Annotated in this window: 17 protein-coding genes; 8 read left to right on the plus strand and 9 right to left on the minus strand. The window is 41.3% G+C overall.

The features are described 5' to 3' along the window. The first annotated feature begins 25 nt into the window (after positions 1 to 25). Positions 26 to 955: a hypothetical protein gene (locus AC6CHI_RS04490; RefSeq protein WP_498119662.1), complete on the plus strand. Its 930-nt coding sequence runs from the start codon at positions 26 to 28 to the stop codon at positions 953 to 955. A gap of 415 nt (positions 956 to 1,370) precedes the next feature. Then, on the plus strand, positions 1,371 to 1,511 hold the full coding sequence (locus tag AC6CHI_RS04495; RefSeq protein WP_498119664.1) for a hypothetical protein: 141 nt from the start codon (positions 1,371 to 1,373) through the stop codon (positions 1,509 to 1,511). A gap of 59 nt (positions 1,512 to 1,570) precedes the next feature. Here the strand turns inward: AC6CHI_RS04495 and serC are convergent, their stop codons facing one another. Both serC and AC6CHI_RS04505 read right to left on the minus strand, forming a co-directional pair. Next, entirely contained in the window at positions 1,571 to 2,650 is a 1,080-nt protein-coding gene (gene serC, locus AC6CHI_RS04500; protein WP_498119666.1) for a 3-phosphoserine/phosphohydroxythreonine transaminase, read from the minus strand. A 120-nt stretch (positions 2,651 to 2,770) separates the two neighbouring features. Further along, a complete protein-coding gene (locus AC6CHI_RS04505; protein ID WP_498119668.1) occupies positions 2,771 to 3,445 on the minus strand; it encodes a hypothetical protein in 675 nt (224 codons plus the stop codon). Positions 3,446 to 3,657: 212 nt separating this feature from the next. On the opposite strand from AC6CHI_RS04505, the gene AC6CHI_RS04510 reads away from it, so the two are divergent. From AC6CHI_RS04510 to AC6CHI_RS04525, 4 genes are all read left to right on the plus strand, one after another. Beyond that, a complete protein-coding gene (locus AC6CHI_RS04510; RefSeq protein ID WP_498120049.1) occupies positions 3,658 to 5,118 on the plus strand; it encodes a TolC family protein in 1,461 nt (486 codons plus the stop codon). 126 nt (positions 5,119 to 5,244) lie between these two features. Continuing rightward, positions 5,245 to 6,306 carry an HlyD family secretion protein gene (locus tag AC6CHI_RS04515; RefSeq protein ID WP_498120051.1) on the plus strand — a complete coding sequence of 354 codons (1,062 nt, stop codon included), beginning with the start codon at positions 5,245 to 5,247 and terminating at the stop codon, positions 6,304 to 6,306. Next, positions 6,306 to 7,436 (plus strand): ABC transporter permease, encoded by a 1,131-nt coding sequence (locus AC6CHI_RS04520; protein ID WP_498119669.1) that lies wholly within the window; start codon positions 6,306 to 6,308, stop codon positions 7,434 to 7,436. Before AC6CHI_RS04515 ends, AC6CHI_RS04520 begins: the two co-directional genes overlap by 1 nt. Continuing rightward, complete coding sequence (locus tag AC6CHI_RS04525) at positions 7,433 to 8,539, plus strand: ABC transporter permease (RefSeq protein WP_498119671.1); 1,107 nt, start codon at positions 7,433 to 7,435, stop codon at positions 8,537 to 8,539. Before AC6CHI_RS04520 ends, AC6CHI_RS04525 begins: the two co-directional genes overlap by 4 nt. A gap of 77 nt (positions 8,540 to 8,616) precedes the next feature. On the opposite strand, the gene AC6CHI_RS04530 is transcribed toward AC6CHI_RS04525, so the two are convergent. From AC6CHI_RS04530 to AC6CHI_RS04550, 5 genes are all read right to left on the minus strand, one after another. Continuing rightward, positions 8,617 to 9,054 (minus strand): DUF3887 domain-containing protein, encoded by a 438-nt coding sequence (locus AC6CHI_RS04530; protein WP_458891359.1) that lies wholly within the window; start codon positions 9,052 to 9,054, stop codon positions 8,617 to 8,619. Between the two features lie 197 nt (positions 9,055 to 9,251). Beyond that, on the minus strand, positions 9,252 to 12,227 hold the full coding sequence (gyrA, locus tag AC6CHI_RS04535; RefSeq protein WP_498119673.1) for a DNA gyrase subunit A: 2,976 nt from the start codon (positions 12,225 to 12,227) through the stop codon (positions 9,252 to 9,254). 454 nt (positions 12,228 to 12,681) lie between these two features. Beyond that, entirely contained in the window at positions 12,682 to 13,617 is a 936-nt protein-coding gene (locus AC6CHI_RS04540) for an FAD-binding protein (protein ID WP_458891357.1), read from the minus strand. Between the two features lie 17 nt (positions 13,618 to 13,634). After that, entirely contained in the window at positions 13,635 to 14,387 is a 753-nt protein-coding gene (locus tag AC6CHI_RS04545) for an electron transfer flavoprotein subunit beta/FixA family protein (RefSeq protein ID WP_458891356.1), read from the minus strand. Positions 14,388 to 14,880: 493 nt separating this feature from the next. Further along, positions 14,881 to 15,486 carry a LysE family translocator gene (locus AC6CHI_RS04550; protein WP_458891355.1) on the minus strand — a complete coding sequence of 202 codons (606 nt, stop codon included), beginning with the start codon at positions 15,484 to 15,486 and terminating at the stop codon, positions 14,881 to 14,883. Between the two features lie 116 nt (positions 15,487 to 15,602). Between AC6CHI_RS04550 and AC6CHI_RS04555 the strand changes: the two genes are divergently transcribed. Together AC6CHI_RS04555 and AC6CHI_RS04560 are read left to right on the plus strand one after the other, a co-directional pair. Then, complete coding sequence (locus tag AC6CHI_RS04555) at positions 15,603 to 16,097, plus strand: Lrp/AsnC family transcriptional regulator (RefSeq protein WP_241627675.1); 495 nt, start codon at positions 15,603 to 15,605, stop codon at positions 16,095 to 16,097. Between the two features lie 8 nt (positions 16,098 to 16,105). Beyond that, positions 16,106 to 16,666 (plus strand): GNAT family N-acetyltransferase, encoded by a 561-nt coding sequence (locus AC6CHI_RS04560; RefSeq protein ID WP_498119675.1) that lies wholly within the window; start codon positions 16,106 to 16,108, stop codon positions 16,664 to 16,666. Here AC6CHI_RS04560 and AC6CHI_RS04565 read toward each other — a convergent pair. Both AC6CHI_RS04565 and xerA read right to left on the minus strand, forming a co-directional pair. Beyond that, complete coding sequence (locus AC6CHI_RS04565) at positions 16,646 to 17,014, minus strand: hypothetical protein (RefSeq protein ID WP_498119677.1); 369 nt, start codon at positions 17,012 to 17,014, stop codon at positions 16,646 to 16,648. The genes AC6CHI_RS04560 and AC6CHI_RS04565 overlap by 21 nt on opposite strands. A gap of 207 nt (positions 17,015 to 17,221) precedes the next feature. After that, positions 17,222 to 18,148 carry a site-specific tyrosine recombinase/integron integrase gene (gene xerA, locus AC6CHI_RS04570; RefSeq protein WP_498119679.1) on the minus strand — a complete coding sequence of 309 codons (927 nt, stop codon included), beginning with the start codon at positions 18,146 to 18,148 and terminating at the stop codon, positions 17,222 to 17,224. Positions 18,149 to 18,150: the final 2 nt, after the last annotated feature.

The raw sequence follows: 18,150 nt of genomic DNA on the forward strand, positions 1-18,150 counted from the left end.
CCACTGAACATTCAAAATTGTGCTTATGAAAAATCAAAACAGACCTGAAATGATCACCATTGAAGATCAAAACTTCGGCAGCCATATCGAGCATTGGAATTTGCTCACAGAAAATCCAACCACTGAAGTTCCCAAATGGTTAGGTCTGGCACTCGATGCACCGATTATGCCAATGGGGCTTTGTCGTGACGAGTGCGATATGGATGCCTCTGTATGGCTCATTCAAGGACCCAGCAAAGAGCAGGTACAACTCTGCCAAGTAATTGCCGTAGAAAATAATAAACCGAAAGCAGTAAAAACCGCTTTTCCAAGTTTTGAGAGCCCGTATAAGGTTAAAGCCTCTATTGAACGCATCATTAGCTGCAAATCCAATACCCAAGCAGTGCTGCAATTAAACCTTGGGGAAAATAGTGTCGTCTATGCGTTTGATAGCTTATACAGTGTCAATCATGACCAATATCAAAAAGATCAGTCCTATTTAGTGCAACTGAATGCTTGGGCCTATGAGCTTCAAGCCGTATCTGAGCATGAGCAACTGGTGGTAGATGACCCTGCGTCAATTAAACACCACCGTGCTTTAAATGACATTTTGGCTGCCAATAATGGGATTGCACCAGCCAACCTCCAAGAACAGATTGATGCTTGGGAACCAAAATGTGAGGATGATAAAGCGCCTGTAACCGTTGATTTCTCGAAAATGGTGGCCTATTTGTATGGCGAGAAAATGGGACAAGAAGATGAAGCTTGGTTCCAAGGCAATATCGTCGGCAAAACCAGCCTGCAATTTATGGGACAAGAATATACGCTCTATGACGTCACGTTAATTCATGATGAAAATCAGGAAGCAACGCTAATTCGTATTGCTACGAAAGATGAACAATATAAACATTTTAATATTGGTCAATACATTCGCGGCAACATTTGGGTGCAAGTGAGTATTCACACACAAAACTAGCTGGCACTGTACCCAAGCACATGCAAACGGGATGAAGCTCACAAAGCTGTGACTTACATCCCGTTTTTGTATTGTGAGGGTTATAAAAATACGGCTTCAAATATTATTGCTTATATTTTATCCACAGTTTTTTATTTTAATTGTGTTTTTAAATTCAAATTATAATCGGTTATCCACAGTTTTAAATTTATTTAACCCTCAATATCGATAGACAATAAAATATAAGTAAAAACAGTTTGTTATTATAATATTTATAAAAACTATCGTTTATCATTTATCACGACGAAGATTAAATTAAAAATCGGACGGATTTTTTCATTCATGACAATTAGTACTTTATTTAATCAATTTTTTATGCTTATAATATGAACAAGCCATAGGATTTAACGATAATATAGATCGGAACGAGATATCTATGAAAATCGTACAAGAAGAAAATTTACAGCGCGTTGAAACCCAACTTGAACAACGCTACCAACTCGACACCATGTCATGCATTTTTTTTGTCTTCGGCATGATGACATCTGCTTATATTCTGCATCAGTTTATTCTGTAATTGAACAGTTAAAATAAAAAAACCCATCTTATTCAGATGGGTTTTTTCACATATAGGGCTTAACCATTGCGTTTGGCAAAGTCATCCATAAAGTTGACCAATGCCTGCACCCCTTCTAAAGGAACTGCATTATAAATACTTGCACGCATACCGCCCACTGAACGGTGACCTGCCAAATTCAATAAATGGTTTTCTTCCGCTTCTTTCAAGAATAATTTTTCCAAATCAGCATTGGCTAAAGTGAATGGCACATTCATGATTGAACGGTTGGCTTCTGCAATCGGGTTTGCATAAAAATCACTTGAATCGATATAGCCATAAAGTAATTTTGCTTTTTGCAGATTCACTTGCTGCATCGCGTCTACACCGCCATTTTCTAGCAACCATTCAAACACGAGACCAGACAAGTACCATGCATAAGTCGCTGGGGTATTCACCATCGAATCATTTTTCGCTTGAGCAGAATATTTAAGCAAACTTGGAATTTCAGGTTTCGCTTGATCGAGTAAATCATCACGAATAATCACTAAGGTTAAACCTGCTGGACCAATATTTTTCTGCGCACCCGCATAAATGAGACCAAACTTCGACACATCTAAAGGTGCAGATAAAATGCTTGATGAATAATCGCAAACTAAAGGCTTGTCGGTTTCTGGAATTGAAGCAAACTGTAAACCACCAATCGTTTCATTATCCGCATAGTGTACATAACCAGCATCTGCAGACAAATTCCATTCGCTTTGCGCTGTAATGGCAAGTTTGCCATCAATTTTGGTACCAGCTTCAATGACATTAATATCGCCATAACGCTGTGCTTCTTGCAGCGCTTTTTCAGACCAGATGCCAGTATGGATATAGTCCGCTTTATTATTTTTACCCAATAAATTTAATGGAATGGCAGAAAACTGTAAGGATGCCCCACCCTGTAAAAACAACACTTTGTAGTTTTCAGGAATGTTCATAAGCTTGCGTAAATCCGCTTCTGCTTTTTCAGCAACCGCAACATAGTCCTTGCTACGGTGGCTCATTTCCATAATGGACAACCCTTTGCCATGCCAATCCAACATTTCTTGTTGAGCTTTTTCTAAAACGGCAGTAGGTAATGCAGCAGGACCAGCACAGAAATTGTACGCGCGCATGATTTTTCCTTTCAGAGGTGAAACACAATAAAATGATGGCATTTAATCATATCTTGCTCAGGCTTGCAGTAAATTATCCTGAAAATATTTCAATGCTATCGGGTATTTAAAGTCAAAACATCAATAAAGATCGCCACGTCTTTTCGGCTGAATGGCTTTTATTAAAGATTCTCCAGCCACTAAGTAGCTGACTATACGTACAATTAACGCTGGAATAACCACCACGGCATGAATCAAAAAAGCCAGAAGTAAATAAATACAAAACTCTACGGTACGAATAAAGTGAGTTTTTTTCATGGAGGAATCTGCGAGATATTGGCTACGCAAATCGGTCAGCTGGGTATCGCCATGCACATCAATCCAGATACGCGTAGATGGCGCATATAAATTCCGACTCCACACACCACGCTGAAAGGCAGACCACATTCGCTTCGGCTGCAAGAAAAAACCTGTAGAAAGCGCAATTAAATTCATTACCCCGAGTATGGGATGATTAAACATAGACCCCGTGCCCAACTCCCAGGCACTGACTTCGCCTTCGCCTATTCGGCCCACACTATAGCCCGTTAAAATATGATGTAAGTCATGGTATTTGAGATACCGATGCCTGACCCCAATATTTGGCAAAGGCACCAATAAACAGCCATTATAAACATGGACTGTACAGGGTTCCTGTTCGGGTAGTATCGGAGCAAAGCCATTGTGCTGATAAAATAAATCTAATGCCTGATTAATGCTCATCTGTGCTGATGGCATTACAATATTGTATTGATGATTTGGAATATACTGAATCATTTGTATTTTTATCTATGTCATTTTTTAAAAAGTATAAATTTGTCGTATTATAACTTTGCAGAATAACGAGTCTAGCGTCCGTCAAAGTTAAAATGTAAACGCGGTCGTTTACCCCCATAAAATTAAGATCGGTATAATTGCTGATAACGATCATGCGAGTTTGATGAATGCCACAGCGTTTTCAATTAAAACCAAGAAAATTAACGCTTACCATGAAACCTGTTTTCCCGAGTTTTATCTGCCTGTGTATAGGTTTGTTATACCTAACTCCAAGTTATGCTCAACCACTCAGCTATACTGAAGCGGAACAGAGCATGCTGACGCAGTCCTATAGCACACAAGCGGCTCAAGCCTTACAACAATCGGCACAATTGCAAGCTGAAGCAGTGAAAGGACTCGGTCTGCCACGTGTGGATTTGAATGTTCGTGCTTATGCCTTTCATAATGAAGTGGATGTACCCCTAAATTCATTCAAAAACAATCTCGATAACACCCTGACTCAAGGGGTAAATAATCAAATTGATCAATGGCAAAATAACAGCGGAATCCCCAGTGATGTTACGGACACATTAAAAGACCGGGTCGGTGGTGCTATAGATCGCGGGATTGGTTTAATTCCTAATGAAGCCACTATAAATTTAGATGATCAGGTGGTCCGTCCGACTGTATCTGTATTTATGCCACTTTATACCGGTGGACTAACCTCGAGTGCCAAACAGATAGCACAAATTCAGTCCGAACGGAGTGTCATCAATAATCAACAGCAACAAGATCTTCAGCGCTTTGAAATTATTCAGGCCTATTTTAATACCCAGCTACAACAGCAATTATTCAATGCAAGCCGTTTAAATTTTAAGGCGATGCAAACCCATTATCAAAATGCCCTGAAACTGGAACAACAAGGCTTCATCAGCAAAGGGCAACGCATGCAATTTGAAGTGGCAAAAAACAATGCTGATCGACTCATGCAAAATGCACAAGCCAATTTACGTACCAGCCTATTTCAGCTTAATAATTTATTACAACGTAGCCAAGTTACGGAACTTACGACTCCGCTGTTTGTGAATACAGTCAAAAATCATTCGATTGATCAATGGTTAGCAAGCTATCCAAAACAATCGTCACTGCTACAAAAACTACAAAAGGATACTGAGCTTGCAGGCGTCAAAGTCCAAGCAGAATCCGCAGCGAAAAAACCGACACTGTTTGCCTTTGGTGAATATAGTTTAGATGAACATCAAAATTGGATTGTCGGGGTTGCGGCTCAATACAATTTATTTTCAGGCATAGATAAACAAAAAAATGTGCAAGCAGCAGAATTACAACGCTATGCCCTTGAGCTAAGCACTGCGCGGACCAAACAAGAAATCGAAAATATCATTTATCAATCATATAGTGAACTGGAATCTGCCCAGCACAGTCATCAACTCCTGCAACAGAATATGTTGGCTGCACAAGAAAATTTACGTATACAAATGCTGTCATTTAAAGAGGACATGGGCACTGCCACACAGGTGATTGATGCGCAAAATATGATCAGTGCATTAAAATCGGAAATGGCGTTGAATGCTTTCAAATATGTGATGTCATTGGCCACATTATTACAAAGCCACGGCTCAATTGCTGAGTTCCAAAGCTATGTCCATCAAAACAATACTCAATTTATTCGTTAACTTTAATGGGGAACCTACATGAATCAAGATCAATCAACACCTGATCAAGAAAGCAATGCCTCCTCATTAGAGCAGCCAACGCCACCACAGTCTCAACACGCTGAGCAGAGCAATCCCTCAGAAAATATGACGGAGCAACAACAGAACAATACTGAAACACATGCCTCATCCACACCAAAACCCGAACCTGCTCAAAACTCAAAATCGGCAAAAATTAAAATCGCGCTGAGTGTGGTAATCATCTTATTACTGGGTTTAATTGCCTTTGGCTTATGGCAAAGCTATCAACCGAAAATGGTTGAAATTCAAGGTCGTGTTGAAGCCGAAACACTACATATCAGTACCAAAATTCCGAGCCGCATTGAAGAAATTTACGTCCATGATGGACAAAAAGTCGAAAAAAATCAGCCCTTAGTGCGTTTGTACAGCCCCGAAATTGATGCGAAAAAGCAACAAACACTGGCCAGCCTACAATCGGCATTGGCCTTACAAGCCACAGCAGATCGTGGTTCACAACAGGAAAATATTGATACTCTGTATGCAAATTGGCAAGCCATGAAAGCCCAACAAAATTTAGCCGAAACAACGTATCAACGGGGTGCCAAACTGTATCAAGAAGGTGTCATCTCTCGCCAACGTCGTGACGAAATGCATGCTGCAGCACAGTCAGCCAGTCAACTAACTGAAGCAGCCTACCAGCAATATGCCCGTGCCAAACGTGGCAGCACCAGCGAACAAAAAACGACGGCTGATGCTCAAGTTGCAATTGCCAAAGCGGCAGTCGCAGAAGCCAACGCGCTGGAAGCAGAAACCCAATTATTTTCCCCTGTAAAGGGTACGGTTTCTAAAACCTACAGCAAAGTGTCTGAACTGGTCGCGATGGGTGTACCGGTCATGAGTATCATTCTGGATGATGAGAAATGGGTGAGTTTGAATGTGCGGGAAGACCAATATGCTCAAGTCTATCAAGCCAAGACTTTAGACGGTTACATTCCTGCTTTAAATAAAACTGCGCAGTTTAAAATCGAGAGTATTGATGCTGAAGGTGAATTTGCCACAATCAAAACCACTCGACAAACGGGTGGCTATGATATTCGGAGTTTCAAATTACACTTAACGCCGATCAGCCCGATTGCCGATCTTAGAGTCGGAATGAGTGTGATCTTTAAAGTCAAAGAGCAATCCTGATGTGGTCAGTTTTTTGGCGTGAACTGCGCTATTTAGCGACCCATAAGTGGGACTTGTGTTTAGTTACACTCGCCCCGCTGTTGGTGATTGTGTTATTTAGCTGCATGTTTGCGCAAGGCAAGCCTGAACATTTGCCGATTGCCATTATTGATCAAGATCAAAGCAGTCTGAGTCGGAATATTGAAAAATATTTAACGCACAATCAAAGCTTGTCCATTTATAGCATAAGCTCAGATACGCATCAGGTTGAGCAACTGCTCAATGAAACTAAAATTTGGGGTTATGTCCTGATTCCAGAAGGTGCTGAACAGCGCCTAGTGAATGCCAAAGATGCCGAAATCGCGATTGCCTTCAATCAAAGTTATTTCAGTGTCGGCAATGCTATTTCATCAGCCATGCTCAGTAGTACTCTACAAGGCATGGCTAATTATATGGGGCAACATTATTTAGCCAATAGTCTCCCCTATATAGAACTTCCAACGCCCAATGTAAAAATTTCTCCGCTGTATAACCCTAGTTTAAGCTACGAATTCTATTTAGAACCGTTTGTCATTCCTGCGGTTTTACATTTATTGCTTTGCTGTTGTGTTGCCTTTGCAATTGGACAAGAATTTCAATTTCAACCATCACAGCTCTGGTTAGATGTGCCTAATTTATGGACAGCTTTACTGAGTAAATTATTGACCTATGTCTTAATCTTTAGTTTCTGGACCTGGCTATGGATGTTCTGGTTAATCGAAATTCGCGGCTGGTTTATTGCAGGCAATTTAGCCCTATTGCTCGTTGCTCAGTTTCTCTTTTATTTTGCCTATGCCTGTATCAGCGCCACTGTAGTGCTTGCTACCAATAATCTATCAAAAACCTTTGGTTTTATTGCTGTTTATGGGGGATCATCCTTAAGCTTTGCCGGTGTAACACTACCGCTGAACAATGCCCCTGTTTTTACCCAGTTTTGGGCCAATATTATTCCCTATACCCCTTATGCAAAATTACAAACGGAACAATGGGTGATTGGTAGTCCAGTACAACTTTCGCTATGGCCCTGTTTGATTTTGGCATTTTACTGCCTGTTTTATTATGCAGCCTCCCTCTTTTTACTCAAAAAGCGTCGTGTTGAGGTGCGGGTATGAAGCACAGATTTAAACTATTTTTATCCTATTATCTGAAGACCTTTGGCGATATTGCCAAAAATAGTTCAATTTTAACTACGATGATTCTTTCGGTCTTTTTTTATAGCTTTTTTTATCCCACGGCGTATAAAGCACAACATGCCGAAGCTTTACCGATTGTCATTGTAGATGAAGAGCAAAGTGTACTGACTGCAAGCATTATTAATGCTGCCAGTCATAGCCCCAATATTCAGGTACGTGCAGTAACAGGCAATTTTGCTGAAGCTGAAGCCATGATCAAGCAGCAACGCGCAGATGGTATTTTATTATTGCCTGACAATCTCTCCAATAGCCTGCACCGCGGTGAAGTGGGCGGTGTCGGCTTATACCTGAGTGCCGCCTATTTTTTAAGAACCAAACAGATTGGCTTAGGACTCGCCACAGCAATTGAAAATACATTGGCTGAACACGCGGAAAAGTTTGGACAGATTTCGCATTTTTCCCCTGCTCTTTCGATTCACCAAATACCTTTGTTCAATACTCTGTCGGGTTATGGCAGTTACATTTTCCCAGCGATTGCACCGTTAATCATTCATCAGACCATTGTTTTAGGTTTATGCATGTTGGTAGCAGGATATCGCAATAAGGGCTGGAAAACTAAAAGCGTAGAGTTTTGGGGCTTATTTGCAGCCATCTTGACCATTGGCTGCCTCGGTTGTTTCTATTTATTTGGTTTTACTTTCTGGCTCTATGACTACCCTCGCGGTGGCAATTTCTTCGGCATGTTGCTTGCCGTACCCATCTACATAAGCTGTGTGATCGGTCTCAGTCTTGTTTTGGCATCATATCTGGATATTCCTGAACGTGCCGGGCATGTGATTGTCTTTACCTCAATTCCTTTATTTTTGCTCTCAGGAGCAGCATGGCCACATGCAGCCATGCCGGAATGGATGCAACTGTTGGGTTTAAGCTTGCCTTCAACCCAAGCCATTCAAATGTTTATTCAACTCAATCAAATGGGAGTCCCAACGTCAATGGTGATCCCTAAACTGATTTATTTAGCCACATTTGCGGCAATTTGCTTAGTCTTGAGCTATTGGCGGTTAAGCCGTAGCAAATGCTAAGCAAATCATGCGCTAGCTCAACCAGCTAAGTCTATGGATCTAAAAGTACTTACTTAGCAGCAAAAAAAACAATCCGCTTAGTTGGTTGAAGCCCCAAAGACCTTCACATCAAATGCACGAATTTTAGTACTTCCGCCCGCTTGATCAAACCCGACATCATATTGCACTAGGTTTTTATTGCCATAAGCATACTCATAACTGACTTTATATAAACTGGGTTTATCTGTTTCCGTTTCAATTTTTTTGGAAACGATTTTTTGATTGGTTATGGCCTGCTGAGGAATCGTTTTGGCAAATTTACGCATATCATTTTCATGCTGCATAAAATCGGCTTTTAATTCAGGTTCAAAATAGCGATAAAGTTGGTCAAAATCAGCCTGCTTAAAAGCCTCGTAAGCTTGTTGTGCTGCTTTTTCTTGTTCAGGACTCGGATTCGGTATGGCATCTTGATTTTGTCCAAGTTCACATCCTGCCAGTGCCAACATGACGCTAAAACAGAGAAGCTTTGCTTTCATTTTCGACCTATAGGTTCAATTCACTGCGGCTAGTATATAAAAAGCAGAGTTTATACAGTTGTATAATTTTTATTTCAAACTTGATTTTGCTCATGAATTTCTCAATGGCTCCATCATCATAAGCCCCCAACATGAAGCTCTATTAGAATCTATGCACAAAAAAGGACGCCGTAGCGTCCTTTTCTGAGAGATCAAACTTAGTCTTCTTCAGATTCATTCAAATCTGATTCATCCTGAGCTTCATCAAAAAGCGTTACATCATCCACTAAGGTTTCATTAGCAACTAACGATTCAACAGCTTCAATATCATCTTCTTCTACAGCATCAATTGCTTCAACACCCACCAATGTTTCATCCTCTCCTAAACGGATAAGACGAACACCTTGCGCATTACGACCTGTTTGTGCAACTTCAGAAGCGCGGGTACGGACTAGCGTACCACCATCCGAAATCAGCATCAGTTCTTTGGTTTCATCAATTGCCACTGCACCAACCAATTCACCATTACGTTCTGAGGTCTTAATGGCAATTACGCCTTTACCACCACGTTTCTTGGTTGGGAAGTCATCAACAGGTGTACGTTTGCCATAACCATTGGCTGAAGCACATAGCACTTCCCCTGTTTCAGGCACAACCACTAAAGAAACAATACGGCTAATAAAGCTGGCATCTATTGCATCATCTTCATCCGAATCCACTTCTTCAGCTTCTTCAGCCTGCGCTGAGCCTATCGTCACACGCATACCGCGCACGCCTTTGGCTGAACGCCCCATGGCACGAACATCGGTCTCAGCAAAACGAATGGCTTTACCTTCATTCGAGAACAACATAATTTGCTGTTCGCCATCGGTAATCGCCACACCAATCAAGGTATCTTCTTCGTTCAATTCAATTGCACGTAAGCCGTTTGAACGAACATTACTGAATTGTTCCAGCTCTACACGTTTGACTGTACCTGAGGCCGTTGCCATAAAGACAAAGAAGTTTTTACGCAGGTTTTCGACCAGTTCTGCAAATTCGGCAACAATTTCATCATCCAAATCTGTTGCAGAAAGCTCTACACCCAACTCTTTTAACTGCTTACGTAAGCCATCCGACAATTCATCAGCATCAGCCGCAAGCTCATCAAATGAGGCTTTTAAGGCTTCATAATGTGCTTCAATAACACTGTTTTCACGTAGTTTCACCACGTTGGCACGGACATAGGCTTTAAAGTCCGCTAAACGGTCTTTAAATTTCTTCGGTGCATCAATCACTGGTAAAATAGCGGTAATGGTTTCATCTGCTTCTAATGGTAACAAGTTCACCATTGGACGGCCTTTTGCCCCACGTGACGCCTGTGGAACTTCAAATACTTTCAAGCGATACACTTTACCGACATTGGTAAAGCACAACACCGTTGCATGGTTCGAAGTCACAATCAGATGTTGAATGTAATCATCTTCTTTCATCGAAGTCGCAGATTTACCACGGCCACCGCGACGTTGTGCCGCATAGTCAGACAACGGCTGCGTTTTTGCATAACCAGTTTGTGAAACGGTTAATACCACTTGTTCTTCAGGAATCAAGTCTTCACGACAGAAGTCAACGCGTGATTCCACGATTTCAGTACGGCGTGCATCGCCATATTGTTGCAGAATTAACGCCAATTCTTCTTTAATGACTGTCATCAGCAAGTTAAAGTCATTCAGAATGGCTGTATATTCAGCAATTTGTCCCAGAATCTCTGTGTATTCGGCATGCAGTTTGTCTTGCTCAAGACCCGTTAAACGATGTAAACGCAGCTCTAGAATCGCACCCACCTGAGTTGGCGACAAACGATACACTTGACCATCTAAACCAAATGGACGATTTGGATCTTCACCTTCAATTTCGTCTGGACGGATAGAAATTGAACCTGCTTTTTCGAGCAAGGCCACCACACTACCGGCTGCCCACTCACCGGCTTGTAAACGCTCACGCGCTTCTGCAGGATTGGCAGAAGTTTTAATGGTTTCAATAATTTGATCGATATTGGCTAGCGCAACCGTCAAACCTTCTAAGATATGGCCACGTTCGCGTGCTTTACGCAATTCAAACATGGTACGGCGTGTCACCACTTCTTGGCGATGACGGATAAATGCCGCAATGATATCTTTAAGATTCATTAACTTTGGTTGCCCATTGTCTAGGCAGACCATGTTAATGCTGAAGGAATTTTCAAGTTGGGTATGCAAGAACAAGTTGTTCACCACAACTTCAGCATTTTCACCACGTTTTAAATCAATGGCGATACGCATCCCTTCTTTATCAGATTCGTCACGAAGCTCAGAGATACCTTCCAGTTTTTTCTCTTTCACCAATTCAGCAATACGCTCAATGGTTCTCGCCTTGTTCACCTGATAAGGAATTTCAGTAAAGACAATCGTGGTACGGCCGGTTTTCTCATCTTCTTCAAAATGATACTTACCACGAATATGCAAACGCCCCTTACCAGTACGGTAAGCATCTACAATGCCTGATTTACCGTAGATAATGCCGCCTGTAGGGAAGTCAGGACCCGAAATATGCTGCATCAAACCTTCAATGCTAATATTTGGGTCATCAGCATACGCCAAACAAGCATTCACAACTTCGGTCATGTTATGTGGCGCCATATTGGTCGCCATACCTACCGCAATACCGGTTGCACCATTAATCAGCAAATTCGGGATGCGTGTTGGCATTACTTGAGGAATGCGCTCAGAACCGTCGTAGTTATCTTCCCAGTCAACGGTATCTTTTTCTAAATCCGCCAAAATCTCATGGGTCAATTTTTGCATACGTACTTCGGTATAACGCATCGCAGCAGCGCTATCGCCATCTACAGAACCGAAGTTACCTTGACCATCAACCAACATGTAACGCAAACTAAAGTCTTGCGCCATACGAACAATAGTTTCATAAACAGCAGAGTCACCATGTGGGTGATATTTACCGATTACGTCACCTACAACACGGGCAGACTTTTTGTACGCTTTGTTGTAGTCATTACCCAATTCGTGCATTGCATAAAGCACACGACGATGAACAGGTTTTAGACCATCTCGTACATCAGGTAAAGCGCGCGATACAATCACGCTCATTGCATAGTCCAAATACGAGTGCTTGAGTTCATCCTCAATGGCAATCGGTCTAATTTCCGATACGCTCATGCATACTCCTTGTTATACAAGCAGATGTTCTGCCCGCATTTATATATCTTAAATCTTGCAAAAATTTAACTCAGGAAATTGAGCTAAAAAACTAAAATACAGCCGTAAATTTTAGCATATTTTATCACTTTTAGGTGGTGAATTAGATGAGTTAATTTCGTTAGTTTTCCTTTATTTATCGTATTTTTTTTAAACAATAAGTGGCTTTAATTTAAGTGGAAAATTAAGCTAAAGTTTCATGCGGTGTGCCGCATTATATAAAAAGATTTAAATGCTTGTTTTATATAAGTTATAAGAAGGAAAAATGAAGTTTTCATGTTTGAAGCGACTTGCTTCAGCACAGATCGCAACTTTCAAGCTGGCAAAAAGCAGCGCGAATACCATCAGTACTGATGGCATCAACATAAAAAAACGCCCTGTAAAGGGCGTTTTTTAAACTACAGCAGTTCAGTTATTAGATTTTAGATACTAATTCTGGCACTACAGTGTTTAAGTCACCCACTAACCAGTAGTCAGCAACTGCGTTAATTGGCGCTTCTTCGTCTTTGTTGATCGCAACGATCACTTTAGAGTCTTTCATACCCGCCAAGTGCTGAATCGCACCAGAGATACCGACAGCGATGTACAAGTCTGGAGCAACGATTTTACCTGTTTGACCCACTTGCATGTCGTTAGGAACGAAGCCAGCGTCTACCGCAGCACGTGAAGCACCTTGAGCAGCACCAAGCTTGTCTGCTAATGGGTCAAGTACTTTGTGGTAGTTCTCGCCAGAACCCACACCACGACCACCAGAAACTACAATACGCGCAGCTGTTAATTCAGGACGTTCAGATTTTACGATCTCTTCAGCAACAAACTTAGAGATACCCGCATCTTTAACTTCACTTACAGCTTCAACCGCCGCCGCACCACCTTCAGCAGCAACAGCATCAAACGCTGTACCACGGATCGTACCGACAATGATCGCTTCGTCTGATTGAACAGTCGCAATCGCGTTACCCGCATAAATTGGACGCTTGAATGTATTTGCAGATTCAACAGCAATAATATCTGTGATCATGCTTACGTCAAGAAGTGCCGCTACGCGTGGAAGAATGTTCTTGCCCGTTGTGGTAGAAGCCGCCAATACGTGTTTGAAACCACCTTTAGCAATGTCAGCCACTAAAGCAGCAACATTTTCAGCCAATTGGTTTGCATAAACAGCGTTGTCAGCAAGTAAGACTTTGCTTACGCCTGCAACTTTTGCAGCAGCATCCGCAACAGCTTGTGCACCAGCACCAGCTACCAATACAGTGATATCACCACCAATTTTTTGTGCAGCAGCAACAACGTTTAAAGTTGCACCGTTAAGTGTCTTGTTGTCGTGCTCAGCGATAACTAAAATACTCATGATTTTATCCTTCTGTATTAGATCACTTTCGCTTCATTTTTCAATTTTTCAACAAGCTCATCTACAGATTTCACTTGTACGCCAGCTTTACGATCAGCAGGTGGTTCAACTTTAACTGTTTTAAGTTTAGTTGTCGTTGTAACACCAAAATCAGCTGGAGACTTAGTATCAAGCGGCTTTTTACGCGCTTTCATGATGTTTGGAAGAGCAGCATAACGTGGCTCGTTCAAACGTAAGTCTGTAGTGATGATTGCTGGAAGTGATAATTCAACAGTTTGTAAACCGCCATCAACTTCACGAGTTACTTGTACTTTGTCGCCATCAACTTTAACTTCTGATGCGAACGTACCTTGACCTGCACCTAAAAGTGCGCCAAGCATTTGACCAACTTGGTTAGAGTCGTCATCAATCGCTTGTTTACCCAGAAGAATTAATTGTGGTTGTTCAGCTTCAACAACACCTTTAAGGATTTTAGCAACTTCAAGAGCACCAAGTTGGCTGTCATCAGCTTCAACTAGGATACCGCGATCAGCGCCAAGTGCCATTGCAGAACGAATTTGTTCTTGAGCTTCTTTAGGACCAATAGAAACAACAACGATTTCTGAAACAGTTCCTTTTTCTTTTAAGCGAACCGCTTCTTCCACTGCGATTTCACAGAATGGGTTAATTGACATCTTAACGTTAGTAAGGTCTACCCCACTATTGTCCGGTTTAACGCGAACTTTAACGTTGGCATCAACCACACGTTTTACAGCAACAAGAGCCTTCATGTAATCCTCGGCTGTTTTAGCAAAAGTAAATGTTGAGAAAAGTTAAACTAACTCTTCACTTAAAATTTTTTAGGTGTCCTATCTTGCAATGCGTATGGCATTTCGGTCAAGTCACAATTGCCGAATCAAGAGTAAAAATGCGTAAAAATGGCTGAACGCAGCGTTCAAAGTTTTATTTGCATCCAATTTCATTTTAAAACCCAGCTGGGTTCGTACTATTTTTATGCATTGATTTTTATTATTTTTTTACTTTATTTAGCTCATAATTATTTCTGATCAATTCTGAAAATTCTTAAGCTGATTGGCGCTATATACGACATTCTCATGGGAGTTAAAACTGTATTGATCTTGTCATTTTTGACAGCAAAGTGATGTTTGAAAGATCCAGTTCAAATTTTTAAGCTTGCTGTTCAACAGCGTGAATTCCGATCGGCATGACGCTAAGATTTTCTGCAAAACAAGCATGCTATGAATCACAGCATGCTTGTTCGACTTAATGCGCAATTAACCATGTTGCAGCCAGCATCAATAAACCGCCTGAACCTGCATCGACCCATTTTTGTTTTTTGGCATCTAATTGAGCATTAGCCGTAATTTTAGCAATCACAAAGCTTAAAGCAGTATACACCACAAGGCATAAGCCTATGAAAATAAAAGATAAGATTAATCCTTGTGTCACGGTATTTTCTGCATTGCGCATAAACTGCGGCAAAATGGCAAAATAAATCAGCATGCCCTTCGGGTTCAGTAACGAAGTTAAAAATCCTTTAGCAATCGGACTCCCTGCTTGCGCTTTAGGCACATGCAAGGCTTTGCTATTAAAGACCGCGCGAAACAAACTAAAAGCCAGATATAAAAGATAGGCAATCCCTAACCAACGGATTGTTTCAAATAGCATCGGAAAAGAAACCAGAATTGCTGCAATCCCCAACGCAACTAAGACCGAATGCACCATATATCCCATACACACGCCCCAAGTCGCCATAATGCCGGCCTTTAATCCTTTCGCCATGACTTGCGAAAAAATAAACAGCATGTCAGGTCCTGGGGTACACACCAGTGGTAAAACGGTCAACGCAAAGAGTAAATATACAGACATATCCTTTTCCCTTTCCCAGATAGACTGAAAGTGAAAATTAGTATCTGCGAATTTATATAAAATAGGATTGCAAATATTCTATAATTAGATTTATTTTTCGAATTTAATTCTACTTTATGAAATCATCTTCCAAGAATATTTTAATCAAGCTAGATCGCATTGATAAAAGTATCATTCAAGCATTGCAACAAAATGGTCGGATTCAAAATAATGATTTAGCTAAAGAAGTCGGACTTTCCCCATCTTCTTGTTTACGTCGAGTCAAACTGTTAGAAGAAGCAGGAGTGATCCAGAACTACACCACGGTGGTTGATCCACAAAAAATTGGTTTTCAACTGATTTTATTTTCACGCATTTGGTTGGTCGGTCAGGATGCTGAAACCATTGACTGTTTTATTGAAGCCATGAAGGAACTGCCTCAGGTCATGGAGTGTTATATTATTTTAGGTGAATGTGATGCCATGCTGAAAGTGGTGGTGCCAGACCTAGAAAGCTATCGTAAATTTCAGTCGACCCATTTAACCAAGAAAAATGGCATTACCAGCGTTAAGACCGATTTACCAAGCCAAATTATTAAACAAAGCTTTCAGTTGCCTTTAGAAGATTTATAAGAGACTTGATGCAGATGCAACTTGAAAGTAGCCGCTTGATTTTACGGCCTTGGCAAGAATCGGATCGCCTGTCCTTCTATCAGCTCAATGCCGATCCAGCCGTGATGCGTTATTTCCCCAAATGTTTATCTCGGGCTGAAAGTGATCAACTTATCGATAAGTTCCAAGCTTTAATTACAGCACAAGGCTGGGGGTTTTGGGCGGTAGAATTGAAATCGGCACAGCGCTTGATTGGCATGACAGGATTGCATCATCAGCCCGATCAATTTTGCTTTTCCCCGTGTACTGAAATGGGTTGGCGTTTTGCTCAAGAGTATTGGGGCTATGGCTATGCCACTGAAGCGGCACAACTTGCACTGAATTTTGCTTTTCAAACACTGCATCTTCATGAAGTCGTGGCTTTCACTGCATCAATAAACCATCCCTCTCAAGCTGTAATGCAGCGTCTAGGTATGCAGTATCAACAGGAATTCTTACATCCCGCCCTGCCAGCAGACAGTAGCTTGCAAAAACATGTCCTTTATTCAATTCGGCGCAGTGGATTGCGCTCAAACATGGGCATGACCTAAAAAATCTCGATGAACATGACTGAGTTCAATCAACTCATAATCGGACAAAGTAAAAATTTCCCAGACCGATTGAAAGTTTTGTGTCGTATCCATAATCGGTAGATGGCTGGCGGAGACATCCCATGTCGTGCCGTTCCAGACATAGCACTTTTGCGTGTCTTGTTGCGTGGCTTGAACCATACCCGAGGTATTAATACCATCAATCACAGAATTTTCAGGCAACAGTGGTTGAACTTCTGGTAAACAATATTCAATAAAATGCTTAATTTGACGCAAACCATAGCCTGCAAAAATCTCCTTTTGCACTTCGTTCAGCTGCTCATATTTTTCTTGTATGTTGGCAATCATGGTCTGCAATCCTCTACCCTTTAAAATTAAACAAAGCCGTGTGCATCAATTTCTGTTATCACACGACACTTATACGTTATCTTCTGGTTTTTTATTATTCTACAATAGTACAAAAACCTCCCATGCGGCTCTAACTTGTATTTAGCAAGTTTTGTACCAAGGCTCTTGCAGCATTGGGGAGGTTTTTTTTGATAGCATAGCTACAAATTATGACTGATTTTTGAATTGCGCTCGAGGATGAGCCTGATCATACACGTTAGCTAAACGGTCAAAATCGACATGAGTATAAATTTGCGTGGTACTTAAATTACTATGTCCCAACATTTCCTGTACTGCCCGCAAATCTCCACTATTCGACAACATATGACTAGCAAAACAATGACGTAACAAGTGCGGATGTAAATCGACATTTACGCCTGCCCGTTGAGCCTGAAATTTGACCCGATTTTCAATTTGTCGTGCACCTAGCGGATTACCTTTACGGGTAATAAACACCTGTGCATCCGGTACAAAATCACCCTGCCATTGGGGATACAAGGCTAACCAGTCCATGAGTGCTGTTTTGGCTTTAGAGCCAAACGGAACCACACGGGTTTTATTACCTTTACCCGTAATGCGTAATAATTGACGATTAAAATCAATATCTTTAATTTTTATACTTTGAATCTCTGCCAAGCGTAAACCACTGGAATAAAGCAGCTCTAAAATGGCTCGATCACGTCGCCATAACTCCTGATCGGATTCCTTTTCGGGTTCAGCCTGATCTAAAATCTGTTGAATCGTTTCAATATCAATCATTCCCGGGAGTGGGCGTGGCTGACGTTTTAGCTGAAAATCATCGGAAGGGTTCATGGTCAGATATTGCCCTTCCTGCGCCCATTTCATAAATTGGCGTATAGCCGACAGCAGTCGTTGCAAGCTACTAGAACTCAACTGCTGACGCTCAACTTTCACCGCCAAATATTCACGTAAATCTGCAGTTTCTACATCTTGCAGCATTAATTTCTTTTGCGCACAAAATTGTAAAAAGTCCCCCACATCTCGCTCATAAGCCAATAAGGTCAATTGAGATTGATTTTGGATTTCGCGCGCTTTCAACCACATGGCTAAAAGCTGCTGAGCGTCCTCAACCATGG

The sequence above is a fragment of the Acinetobacter sp. GQ146 genome (assembly GCF_059758585.1).